Raw genomic sequence first — 11713 nt, 5'->3', positions numbered from 1 at the left:
TTTAAGGGGTGCACTTCAAATTGCCCAAGGGTCTCCTTTGCTTGCTCCTAATCATTTCACCGGAATATAGCCCGTTTTTTCTACTAATTCTTGTCCTTGCGGAGATAAAATCCATTCGATCAGCTTCTCTACATTCGGATTGTCTGTCCCAGCTGTCACGGCGTAAAACTCCGCCGCAAACGGATACGCTCTGCTTTTTATCGTTTCCTTATTAGGCGTTACCCCATCAATCGCGAGCAGACGAATGCTTCCGTTTCGCACCATCTCCGTGGCATAAAACAAGAACGAGTAACCGATGGCATTCGAATAATTTTTGTAGTTGGCTGTTTGCTCGATGATTCCACCCATTCCTGTTACCACGTCTTCTTGTGGTGCGGTCATGAGCTCTTTATCTCCCATGATCTTCTGCAGCATCGTCTGACTCCCGCTATTTTCTGGACGCTGAAAGGCGCGAATGACCTCATAGCTGCCACCGACTTCATCCCAGGAAATGATGTCTCCCGCATAAATGTCCTGAATCTGCTTGGTAGTGAGTCCCTGAACAGGATTCTCTGCATGAACAAAAAAGACAAAGGCTTCCCTTCCGATTGGCGTCAGCTTCAGCTCTACGCCTTTTTCTTTTGCTGCCAGAAGCTGCTCCTCGGAAGGAGCTGCCGCAAAGATGACATCGACTTTGCCATCCAGTAAGTTTTCGTACGCTTTTGGCGTCTTGCTTACCATGACTTCGCTGTCGTAAAGGTCGTAATCCTTCTTTGGATAAACAGCCTGCACAAAGGAAGCGTAAAGAGGATACAAGGCGGTCGCCCCATCTATTTTGGGCAAATCAGACTGTAATGACAGTGTCGCTGGTCGATCAAGCTTTTGAATTTTGGAGCCTGCTCCAAACGGTTTATACTGTTCCAGATCGACCTCTGCCTCACTGACCACAGGAATGCTGTTATGGTAATAGCTGCTGATCTCATATCCTGCAACTGGCAGCGTACAAAAGAGAAAATAGACAAAAAGGGCTCGGTTCCATAACCGACTCTTTTGCGGGGCGAACATTTGGCCGATGATGTAGATGATAAAAACAAACGTCGTGACAGCGACGAGAAGGCAATAAACTCTTCCCTGGGCGTTCAGAGCAGTCATCACCATCGCCACGACTCCGATCACCGTGATGATCGCACCCAAAACAATACAGCCGAAGATTTTCCCTACCATTTCTTTGTTCATTCCTTCTCCTCCCAGTTCTCCTACCGTTATTATAAATGATTGGAAGAGATTAGGAAGGAGAAGCATACCAAACGAGCCAATTCACTCAACACCTAACCATTCCTTGTAATTTGTTGCCCATTTTTGCAAATCATTGATGAACAAACTGGCGTGATATCCATCACAAACCGCATGATGGACTTGCAAAGAAACTGGCAGCAACGTTTTGCCTTCTTGCTCGAAATACTTTCCACTTGTAATGATTGGCAGCAAATACCGCCCATCTCCCGAAATATTCAGATTAAATCCACTGAAGCTAACCCAGGGAATACACGAGACCGGGAAAGTATAGGGCGGTTCCGGTTCTTTTGCTACAAAACCTTTGTTGTCCCCGTACCTTTTCATATCCGCTACGTAATTTTGATAAAACACAGGGAACTCGTCTGCGAATTCCGTCCACATCGTAGAAAAAGTTTGATCGTCCTGGTGAAAAAAAGTATAGCTGGGTATCATGCTCTCCCAATAGCCCAACTCGCCATCCGTATGAAAGGAAGTTCGAAATTCGCGATGCGCATTGACAACGTTCGTCACCATAAACAGAAAAGCCGGATACAGCTTCATCCCCTTTTGCCGTAGGGCAGGAAGCAATTCCGATATATCAATGTTGGCCGTCATACTAAAGGTGCAATTCACTCGGTTCAGATAATGCTCGAAATAAGACCTTCTGCTCCAATTATCTAGATCGATTCGCTGAAATTTCATTGGATATCCCTCCTAAAATCGAAAACATCATGATTTTAGGAGGTGATTTTGCGTGTCCTTTTCATAACACCATCCCCTTCTCCAATCCTGCCCCTCCAGCATACCATTTGCATCTCTTTCTGACATCAGTCTGTGTATAGCTCCAATGTTTAAGCAATAGGGAAGGGAAAAGGAGGAACATGATGAAAAATATCATTTTATGCTTGGCTCTCTTCGTTTCTATTCTTTTTTCAACTCCCGTGCCTGTACAAGCCAGTCAGTTCAGCGATATCCCGGATGGACATTGGGCTCGGGAATCAGTTGATTTCATGGTGAAAAAAGGTGTATTAAGCGGCTATTCTAATGGAGCCTTCAGGCCAAATGAGGCGATTGACAGAGCCGAATTAACCGTTATGGTTCATAAGCTGTTTAATAAGCTTCGTCCGACAGTACCGCTCATTCAAGAGGCAAAGTTATTTTAAATAGAGTCGTATACCGTTGATCCCTTTCCAAATGAATGGTCCCCTGATGTAACGTTATAATTTTTTTACAAATGGCTAGACCGAGTCCAGTGCTATCTTTCACAGGATTACTCCCTTTTATGAACTCTTCAAAAATGTGTTCCCTCACATCCTCTTGAACGCCTGTACCGTTATCACCTAACCACAGAACAACGTCAGCTTCTATTTTCTCGCATGAAACGAATAGCTGCGTTCCCGGAGGATTATGTTTTAGTGAGTTACCGATCAAATTCGTAATAACGCGGTTCATATGCATTTTGTCGAACATGACGAACAGCGGCTCCTCTGGAATTTTCACATCCAGCTGAAATCCCCTATCTTCTATCTCCGGATAAAATTCCGCAACAAGCTGCATAAACCACTTACTAATATTCACCTTTTCTTGATCCAGTCTCACGTGCTGGTCTTCCAGCTTTGCCAGCTCGAACAAATTTTGAATCAAATGGGCCATATAAGACGATTTGTCGTTAATATATTGAACATACTGACGCCTTTGCTCTTCTTCTAGCTCCGGCCTATCCAGCAACAACTGAGAATAACCGAATACGGAGGTAATCGGCGTTTTCAGATCATGAGACAAATGCAGCAGCATGTTTCTTTTGTTGTTCGCTACCGCTTCTTTCTCTGCCGAGGTCTGCTGTAGTCGTTCTGCCATTTCGTTAAATGCTTCTCGGATTTCTGCAAATTCCATTTCAGCAGAAAATGTAAGCCTCTTCTGATAATTGAAGCCTTCCATCTCTTTAATGCCCTCTACAATTTGCCGGAGAGGCTTCTTCATTTGCAAGACGGAGTACCGGGTATAGAAATAAAGAGCGATGAACAACAGAACGACAAACAACGCTGTTAAGATACCAAGCGCCAATGATATATTTTCCAACCGCTGAGGAATTTTCCATAACAGAACATAGTTTTCACCCTCTGGCCCTTGCACTCGATAGGCATGGTAGAAAATTGAATCATCGTTTCGCAGTATGTCCACTTTAGCGTACAGCATTCCATCGCTATATGTCATGATATTGTCTTCCTTGTTGCCTTTTACATAGATGACTGTCCCCGATTCATCTACGATCTCGAACCAGCCGCCGTACTCGTCTAACAACCGACCATCCATCTTTTTAAAAGGGTACTGGTATATTTTACTGCCGTCCACTCGGGCCAAATCAGGCGATTTATCAAAATAGTTGTCCATCAACAGGTCTGTCCCCAAAAGAGCAATCATAATCGTGCATAAGAACAAACCGCTTATCACAACATAGTGCCGAAAAAACAGTTGTTTTAACGGCCGCTTGTCGGGGATGCTCTCATTTTTTTTCAAAACGGTAGCCTAACCCCCTGATCGTAATAAGATAAACTGGCTTTCTTGGATTATCCTCAATCTTCTCCCTGAGTTTGCTAATATAGACCATGATGAGGTTTTCATCCCCTATGTATTCCTGCCCCCAAACATGCTCGTAAATGGATGCTTTTGTAAAAACTCTCCCCGCATGCTTCATCAGTAAAGATAAAATCTTGAACTCGTACGATGTCACTTCTTTCTGCTGTCCATTTTTGTACAGCTTACAGCTCACCAAATCGAGCATGACATCGCCAATTTGTATGATTTCATGGTTCTGCTTTTCACCTTTGGAAAATACATCCATTCTTCTGAATAACGCTTGAACTCTGCTGACGACTTCTATGGGGTTAAAGGGCTTCCCCACATAGTCGTCAGCGCCAAGCTGAAGTCCAATAATTTTATCCATATCGTCCGATTTCGCGGACAGGAACAAAAACGAAACTTCGGAAATATGTCGCATCTTTTTTAATAACTCGTATCCATCCATCATCGGCATCATAATATCAGCAATAACCAGATCGATTTGCACGTTTGAGAATACAGCCAGCGCATCAACCCCATTACCTGCTTCATAAGTAGCAAACCCGTAATTTTTCAAATAAATACTGAGTAGTTCACGAATTTGTGCTTCATCGTCGATGATCAGTATCGTTTTGATTGTATTTCCCTCCATCGCCTCATGTCGCAACGAAGCACAAACAAGAAGTCACGGCTTGTTGTACACTAAAATAATTGGTCTGCGAACCGAGATAGTAACGCAGCCGCTTCTTTCCTTACCATCAGCTGCTCTGATTTATAATCGACACTGCCATCTCTGCCTTTCACCACTTCTGGTCCGAATAATCCTTTTGCCACTACGAAATGGACTCCCTCTAAAGCCCAAGCATCTGTCCTACCACTCAATTTGGCTTTTTTCGGCTCTGCATGAAGATAGCCAAATGCCATACGCCATACGATGGTTGCTGCTTCTTGACGTGTCAATGGCTCGTTCGGATAAAATTTGCCATCAGCAGATGCTTTTAGTAAACCTAACTCGTAAGCTGCTTGAATTTCCCGAGCATACTTGTTACCTGAAAGATCCGTGTAAATCGGTTTATGCTTTGATGGGGCAATGCCACTCCACTTGATGAACCAGCCAACAAACTCTCCTTTTGTTATCTGTTGTTCGGGCGAAAAGCGATTGTCTCCTTCCATATCAGCAAAGACACCGATCTGTCTCAGGTGATAAATATAGGACGCATATGGATGGTCATTCTCCACATCCTGATAACGTTGCGGCTCAGGCAATTTTTCTGCCCAACTATCTGATTTTGAATCGTAATAGAAAGCCTGCACATCTCCGTGATCGTTCAGCTTAAAAGCAGCTCTAATACCTTGTTCATCCTGGAATAATAGTGGCTCTACTTCATATAGGACATGTTCTCCCAGCGGGTCTTTTACAATGAGCTTGCCGCCTTCAGCACGTATACGAGTCGTCCACATCCGGTTTCGCAAATCGCTGTATGTCCCTTCAAACTTGGTGAGTTCTTGTTTCGCTAACGCAAACGCTCCCCTTTTCTGCTCATTTTTCGGGTAGTAATGATCCATAAACGCTTCAATCAAAGGCATACGAATTTCGAAGTCCTTATTGACTGTAACAAATACTCCCACTTTTTCTTCCGGGATCAACCACATCCCGGTATGGTATCCTTGTAAATCCCCTGCTTTTTCAATAACATAATGTCCATTGTAATTTTGCTGGTTGGAATATTCGAAACCAAGCGCCATGTTATTCAGCTTTGGATGCACGGAAAAATGAGGTCTCTGCATTTCTGCCGCCGTTTCTTCTTTCATAATCGTCGCATTCCCAAGCTTTCCTTTATTGAGATGAGCAATCATGAATTTAGCCATATCAGAACCAGTTGAGAGCATTCCACCATCAGGAAGCTCAGTTGGTACCGTTGCATAAGTCGGGATCGGCTGTCCGATAAGATTATAAGGCACAGCCAACTCTTTGACTATTGATGGTGTAAGTCGAAAATCACTATTTTCCATGCCAAGTGGCTTAAAGATGCGTTCCTGCACGTATTCACCAAATGGTTTTCCTGCTACTTGTTCTACAACATAACCTTGAATAGTGAAGCCGAGGTTGTCATATCTGTAAAACTCTCCTGGCTTGCGAATGACATTTGGGAGATTGTCCATAACGTATTTCTTTAAAGAAACCTCCCGTTTCAAGTCGGTTGTTGAAGAGTCAGAAGTGTCTCCATAGTCAAATCCAGTGGCGTTCATTAACAGATGTTCCATTGTTAGAGGAGTGCCTGTATTATTCGGAATCCGGGCACCCCCCATATATGCGGATACATCTTTGTTCAAATCTATTTTTCCTTGCTCCGCCAATTGCATAACGGCTGTAGCTGTAATAACCTTGGATACGGACGCTACACGGAATACGGTGCGATCAGGATTGACCGGAATCTTCTTCTCTACATCCGCATATCCATACCCTTTTTTAAAAAGGACCTTGTCTCCTTTTACAACTACAAACGCAGCTCCTGCCATGTTGTTCTTAATTTCGGACCGGTTAAAAAATTCATCAGCAAATTGCTCTACCTCTCTCGGATCATCCGGCCCAGATACAGAAGATGCGAACACTTTTGATGGAGAAACAACTCCGCTTACAAGGCTGACACTCATAGTAAATACAAGTGCAGTCGCCATTAATGTCTGTAACTTCGAAAACATTTTCATAAGGCTGCTCCTCTCCTTTATCCTTATTTCCTTCTCTAGAAGAGTAAACGACCAATCTTAATCGCATTTCTATACAACCTTAATAGAACATGAATTTTTTGCTTGTTCATGCAAAAGCCCCTGATTTCTCAGGGGCACGATTCTCTATTCTGTCGATATCAGTCTCCTATCCATATACAGTACATTCCACCGATGACCATCCAAATCAGCGAAGCCCGCCCCGTACATCCCCGGACCATGCTCCCGCGGCTCACTGAAAACCGTGCCCCCAGCCTCTTTCACCTGATTCACCAATTCATCCACTGCTTCCCTGCTCTCGGCATCGATCGAAAACAACACTTCTGTTCCGCGCTTCGTATCTGCCAGCTCATTTTGCGTAAACGATTGAAAGGCAGCTTCTGGGAAAAGCATCACCAATAGGTTTTTTTCACCAATCAATAGGCCCGCTACATCTTTGCTATTCTCATGGCGGGGATGAAAAGAGAATCCGAGTGCGGCAAAAAACGATTTGGACTTTTCGAGATCCTTGACAGGCAAATTGATCCAAAGCTCTTTTGTCATGGGAATTTCTCCTTCACGTTTTGTATAGATGATACTCATTCTTCTCCTTTTAAGAATAGCAGAATCATGCTCGAACGCTTCTTCCCGATTGCTATTATTTGTTAAACCATTCATTCATATTATTGCGATATTGACACTCGGAATTAGAAGCGATAAAGTATTGGATAAACTTGGTTGCACGAGCGTGAAAATTCTAAAAACGGTAACGAGGTGGGCACATGGCAAACGATTTAATTCAAGCAATTACCCTGTTAAAACAAAAAGAATGGGTAGATCTCACGCACACATTCGGTCCGGAGTCCCCGCACTTCCACGCCTTTGACGCCGCCGAATTCCAAACGCTGTTCACACATGACGACGGCTTCTTTGCCCAACGCTTCTCTTTTCCTGGACAGTACGGTACCCACTTGGATGCACCGATTCACTTTGTGCGCAACAAGCGTTACTTGGACGAGATCGAGCTGAAGGAACTCGTATTGCCGCTCGTCGTCATCGACAAATCAAAAGAAGCCGAAGCCAACAACGACTATTCGCTATCCGTGGAAGACATTTTGCATTTTGAAACCGAGCATGGTCAAATTGAGAGCGGCTCCTTCGTCGCCTTGCGTACAGATTGGAGCAAGCGCTGGCCAGATGTGGAGGCCTTCAACAATAAGGATGCAGATGGCAACAATCACGCTCCTGGCTGGTCCTTGGAGGCTTTGAAATTTTTGTTCGAGGAAAGACAAATCAAAGCAGTCGGTCACGAAACCTTCGATACGGATGCGACGATCGATTACCGGAAAAACGGAGCACTTTTGGGTGAATATTTCGTCCTCGATCAAGACACCTATCAAGTAGAGCTGCTCAAAAATCTCGATAAGCTCCCGGCAAAAGGTGCTGTCATCGTAAACATTACACCAAAGCCTGAAAAAGCCTCCGGGTTTCCTGTTCGTTCGTTTGCCATATTGCCTTAAAGCCAAAGCCGAGTAAACGTCAGGTATCATCACCGATCACCTGTCTTTCACTCGGCTTTTCATCTGAAAATGCTCTACGTATCCAATGAGGATTTACGGATAATCGCTACACTGGACTCCCTGACAATCAGCCGCGGCTCGAACTGTACGCGTTCGTACGCTCCTGCCCCCTGCTCACGAATCCGTTTCAGCAAAAGCTCAGTCGCCAGCCGTGCCACTTCTTCCCCCATAATCGAAACAGAGCTGATCTGCGGGGTCGTAATCGTCGTCCACACATTGTTGTCAATGCCTACGACCGCAACCTCTTCTGGCACACGTACTCCGAGCTCCTTGAACCGATTCACGATTCCGATTGCCACCATGTCATTGACCGCATAGATAGCGTCCGGCATGTTTTTCAGGCTAAAAAAGTAATCAGCAGCACGAAGGCCCGTCTCAAACGAGAAGTCCTCACCAAAGTACACCAGCGAAGGATCGATGTGCTGAAGCGACGCCTCATAGGCAAAATACCGCTCCTCGATCTTGTCCTTCGGCGCACCTGCGTAAGCAATTCGCGTACGGCCAATTTTGATCAAATGCTCCATGACGAGCCGACCTTCTTGACGGGCCATGCTGACCACATCCGCTCTCACATTGTCTTCGAGCTTTTTTCCGTAGTTAATGATCGAAACCGGAACACTCGCTTTGTTAATCATCTGGACCAACGTCTTCGGATAGGCGAGCGGCATGATAATCAGCCCGTCTACATGCAGCTTTTTGACCTCGCGCACAGTCTCAAGCTCCATTCGGGCATTTCCCGCTGTATTAATTTGTACGACACGATAGCCATGCTGCTTGGCCGCTTGCTCGACCGACCAGGCGATATCCGGAATGATCGCATTGCGAATGTCAGGGACAGCCAGTGCGATTTGATAGGTTTGGCGCACCTTTAGACTTTGCGCGGAAGTGTTTGGAATAAAGCCCAGCTCGTCAATCACCTCAAGAATCAACGCTTTCGTCTTCGGACTGATTCCCCCGCTGTCATTGATGGCCCTCGATACCGTTGCGATTCCTACGCCTGCCTTCTTCGCTACGTCTTCTATTGTCACTTTATTTTTTGTATCCAACGCCTTGCTTTCCTTTCCATATCGGAATCGTTTTCTATGTTTCCGAGCTAAAATGTATTCTCCTACCGCTATTATAGCATACATAAAACCGCTGGTAACGAGGCGTGAGCAAAACATGGCAGGCAACTCCGCACCTGTTGCACAACACCTATATATCGTCTCAACCTAGCTAGAATCAACCTCTTCGCCTCTGCCAATTGCACACCCCGCCCGGCAAATCAAATTGACAAGATACCAAACTTATGACATATTATTTTTCGGAAACGTTTCCTATTTTACTTGCTGAATTTCATATAGAATCCAAATCGAACGAGGAGATGGCAGATATGAAAGCATTACGTTGGCACGGTTTGAAAGACCTCCGTTTGGAAACCATTTCGGAACCGGTTGCGACCAAAGGTAAAGTGAAAATCAGAGTCGAGTGGTGCGGGATTTGCGGAAGCGACTTGCACGAATACGTGGCTGGCCCGATCTTCATCCCACAGGGAGCTGAACATCCACTTACAGGCGAAAAAGCCCCGATCGTAATGGGGCACGAATTTTCCGGACAAGTAGTGGAAATCGGCGAAGGCGTGAACACCATCAAGGTTGGAGATCGCGTCGTTGTCGAGCCAGTTTTCGCATGCGGAACATGCGCTGCCTGCAGACAAGGCAAATACAATCTTTGTGAAAAAATGGGCTTCCTCGGTTTGGCCGGCGGTGGCGGCGGCTTTTCGGAATACGTGGCTTGCGATGAGCACATGGTCCACAAAATCCCAGACAGTCTCTCCTATGAGCAAGGCGCTCTTGTTGAGCCATCTGCCGTGGCCCTTTATGCAGTCCGTTCGAGTCAGTTGAAAGCTGGTGACAAAGCTGTCGTATTCGGCGCTGGTCCTATCGGCTTGCTTGTTATCGAAGCACTGAAAGCAGCAGGTGCAGCTGAGATTTATGCAGTAGAGCTGTCCCCTGAACGTAAAAGCAAGGCAGCTGAGCTGGGAGCTATCGTCATCGATCCGAAAGAATACGACGTCGTCCAGGAAATTCACAACCGGACAAACGGCGGCGCAGATATCGCCTTTGAAGTCACAGGCGTGCCTCCTGTCCTTACGCAAGCCATCGAATCTACCAAAATCGCTGGACAAATCATGATCGTCAGCATCTTCGAAAGAGAAGCGCCAATCAAGCCGAATCACATCGTCATGAAAGAACGCAGCATGACAGGCATCATTGGCTACCGCGACGTATTTCCTGCCGTCATCAGCCTGATGGAAAAGGGCTTCTTCCCGGCGGACAAGCTGGTCACCCAGCGCATCAAGCTCGACGACATCATGGAGAACGGTTTTGAAGCTCTGCTGAAAGAGAAAAACCAGGTGAAAATTCTCGTTAGCCCGAGAGCATAACCGAAAACGATTCCATAAATATCGTGCTATGTCCTTCCGCAGAAGGACATACGCCATTCCGCTACAAAAAACGGAGAGAAAGCAGGGTTCATTCCTGTTTTCCGCTCCGTTTTTTTTTCGTTACCCTCTTCGGTTTTTAACCTTGCGCTCTGCGACGAGGAGGAAGTGTCATTACGCTTCCTTTTCTTGCGTATGCTTCAAAATCGCTTCGATGACGACATCCCAATCCCCACGTGGAAGCTCATGCCCTGTCCCTTCCAACGTGAGCAAGACTGCTCCCGGAATGGTGTTCGCAAGATGTAAGGCATGCGCGAAAGGGATGAGCAAGTCTTCTGTACCGTGAATCACGAGAGCTGGTACAGCGATTTCCGCTGTCCGCAACAGGTACGGTTCACTGGCTGTCACAAAGGCGTGGTTGTTTCTACTCGCATAATGGTTGCTTCTGGCGATATCCATTTGGGCCAATTCACGAACGCGCTGCTCGTCAAAAGGATGTTTGGAACCACTGAGAACTTTCCAACTCGCAACCGCCGCCTCTAACGCCTCCTGCTCATCCTCCCAGTTGATCTCCCCCATCTTGCTGAAAAACTCCATCAGCTTCTCATCGATTGGTGGTAGGCCAGGAGCAAAATTGGACGTTGCGTGCAATGTGATGGTACGAACTCTTTCGGGATGTCGCAATGCAATCATTTGTGTCAACATTCCGCCCATTGACATACCAACGAAGTGCGCCTGCTGTACGCCGAATGCATCAAGGACGTGAACAGCGTCATCCGCCATATCTTCAAACGTATAACCCGGTTGGCCAACCTCGTAGGTCGTGGAGCGTCCGACATCCCGATTATCAAAACGAATAACAAAGCGTCCGGCGTCGGCTATTCGCTGACAAAATTCTTCCTCCCACCAAAGCATGGACATCTGGGCTCCCATAATCAGCAAAATCGCCGGATCTGTGGGCTTCCCAAAGCTTTCCGCGCATATTTCCACACCATTTACTTTTAAGATCTGTTCTGCCATTGCAAGTTTTCCTCCTCAACGAACTGAAATAAAAAAACACAGGCTAGGCTGCCTGTGCTTACGTCATCGAAAAAGGAAAAGAAACGAAAACCATGAACATCAGATACCAGCATCTGATTGTACAGGATTGGTTCCATTCTCTTCGCAGATCATGCAAATAGAGGGGGGCATC

The 11713-nt window shown here is 46.0% G+C and carries 11 protein-coding genes; 3 read left to right on the top strand and 8 right to left on the bottom strand.

Annotated features, from left to right (window positions below):
* Positions 1–51 precede the first annotated feature (51 nt).
* Together C7R91_RS24605 and catA are read right to left on the bottom strand one after the other, a co-directional pair.
* Complete coding sequence (locus C7R91_RS24605; protein ID WP_047070724.1) at positions 52–1215, bottom strand: PstS family phosphate ABC transporter substrate-binding protein; 1164 nt, start codon at positions 1213–1215, stop codon at positions 52–54.
* An 81-nt stretch (positions 1216–1296) separates the two neighbouring features.
* Positions 1297–1956, bottom strand: coding sequence for a type A chloramphenicol O-acetyltransferase (catA, locus tag C7R91_RS24600; RefSeq protein ID WP_047070722.1), 660 nt, complete (start codon positions 1954–1956; stop codon positions 1297–1299).
* Positions 1957–2138: 182 nt separating this feature from the next.
* On the opposite strand from catA, the gene C7R91_RS24595 reads away from it, so the two are divergent.
* The gene (locus tag C7R91_RS24595; protein ID WP_047070720.1) at positions 2139–2417 is read left to right on the top strand and encodes an S-layer homology domain-containing protein; all 279 of its coding nucleotides are present in this window, start codon (positions 2139–2141) and stop codon (positions 2415–2417) included.
* On the opposite strand, the gene C7R91_RS24590 is transcribed toward C7R91_RS24595, so the two are convergent.
* The 4 genes from C7R91_RS24590 to C7R91_RS24575 form a co-directional block, all read right to left on the bottom strand.
* The gene (locus C7R91_RS24590; RefSeq protein WP_047070718.1) at positions 2392–3771 is read right to left on the bottom strand and encodes a HAMP domain-containing sensor histidine kinase; all 1380 of its coding nucleotides are present in this window, start codon (positions 3769–3771) and stop codon (positions 2392–2394) included. The genes C7R91_RS24595 and C7R91_RS24590 overlap by 26 nt on opposite strands.
* Positions 3758–4465 carry a response regulator transcription factor gene (locus tag C7R91_RS24585; protein ID WP_174769395.1) on the bottom strand — a complete coding sequence of 236 codons (708 nt, stop codon included), beginning with the start codon at positions 4463–4465 and terminating at the stop codon, positions 3758–3760. Before C7R91_RS24585 ends, C7R91_RS24590 begins: the two co-directional genes overlap by 14 nt.
* A gap of 50 nt (positions 4466–4515) precedes the next feature.
* The gene (locus tag C7R91_RS24580) at positions 4516–6522 is read right to left on the bottom strand and encodes a serine hydrolase domain-containing protein (protein ID WP_047070714.1); all 2007 of its coding nucleotides are present in this window, start codon (positions 6520–6522) and stop codon (positions 4516–4518) included.
* Between the two features lie 144 nt (positions 6523–6666).
* Entirely contained in the window at positions 6667–7083 is a 417-nt protein-coding gene (locus C7R91_RS24575) for a VOC family protein (protein WP_047071271.1), read from the bottom strand.
* Positions 7084–7301: 218 nt separating this feature from the next.
* Between C7R91_RS24575 and C7R91_RS24570 the strand changes: the two genes are divergently transcribed.
* Positions 7302–8039 (top strand): cyclase family protein, encoded by a 738-nt coding sequence (locus tag C7R91_RS24570; protein WP_047070713.1) that lies wholly within the window; start codon positions 7302–7304, stop codon positions 8037–8039.
* 74 nt (positions 8040–8113) lie between these two features.
* Here the strand turns inward: C7R91_RS24570 and C7R91_RS24565 are convergent, their stop codons facing one another.
* The gene (locus C7R91_RS24565; protein WP_047071270.1) at positions 8114–9145 is read right to left on the bottom strand and encodes a LacI family DNA-binding transcriptional regulator; all 1032 of its coding nucleotides are present in this window, start codon (positions 9143–9145) and stop codon (positions 8114–8116) included.
* Between the two features lie 326 nt (positions 9146–9471).
* Between C7R91_RS24565 and C7R91_RS24560 the strand changes: the two genes are divergently transcribed.
* Positions 9472–10524 carry a 2,3-butanediol dehydrogenase gene (locus C7R91_RS24560; RefSeq protein ID WP_047070711.1) on the top strand — a complete coding sequence of 351 codons (1053 nt, stop codon included), beginning with the start codon at positions 9472–9474 and terminating at the stop codon, positions 10522–10524.
* 171 nt (positions 10525–10695) lie between these two features.
* Here the strand turns inward: C7R91_RS24560 and mleBRB are convergent, their stop codons facing one another.
* On the bottom strand, positions 10696–11541 hold the full coding sequence (gene mleBRB, locus C7R91_RS24555; protein WP_047070709.1) for a BRB family alpha/beta fold macrolide esterase: 846 nt from the start codon (positions 11539–11541) through the stop codon (positions 10696–10698).
* Positions 11542–11713 lie beyond the last annotated feature (172 nt).

It is taken from the genome of Brevibacillus formosus (assembly GCF_003013405.1).
In the GTDB taxonomy this organism is placed as follows: Bacteria; Bacillota; Bacilli; order Brevibacillales; family Brevibacillaceae; genus Brevibacillus; species Brevibacillus formosus.
This window is presented reverse-complemented; position numbering and strand designations above follow the sequence as displayed.

Coding starts and splice junctions, on each gene's coding strand:
- catA (WP_047070722.1), bottom strand. CDS start 1,956: ATGAAATTTCAGCGAATCGATCTAGATAATTGGAGCAGAAGGTCTTAT.
- C7R91_RS24575 (WP_047071271.1), bottom strand. CDS start 7,083: ATGACAAAAGAGCTTTGGATCAATTTGCCTGTCAAGGATCTCGAAAAG.
- C7R91_RS24605 (WP_047070724.1), bottom strand. CDS start 1,215: ATGAACAAAGAAATGGTAGGGAAAATCTTCGGCTGTATTGTTTTGGGT.
- C7R91_RS24585 (WP_174769395.1), bottom strand. CDS start 4,465: ATGGAGGGAAATACAATCAAAACGATACTGATCATCGACGATGAAGCA.
- C7R91_RS24595 (WP_047070720.1), top strand. CDS start 2,139: ATGAAAAATATCATTTTATGCTTGGCTCTCTTCGTTTCTATTCTTTTT.
- C7R91_RS24580 (WP_047070714.1), bottom strand. CDS start 6,522: ATGAAAATGTTTTCGAAGTTACAGACATTAATGGCGACTGCACTTGTA.
- C7R91_RS24570 (WP_047070713.1), top strand. CDS start 7,302: ATGGCAAACGATTTAATTCAAGCAATTACCCTGTTAAAACAAAAAGAA.
- C7R91_RS24560 (WP_047070711.1), top strand. CDS start 9,472: ATGAAAGCATTACGTTGGCACGGTTTGAAAGACCTCCGTTTGGAAACC.
- mleBRB (WP_047070709.1), bottom strand. CDS start 11,541: ATGGCAGAACAGATCTTAAAAGTAAATGGTGTGGAAATATGCGCGGAA.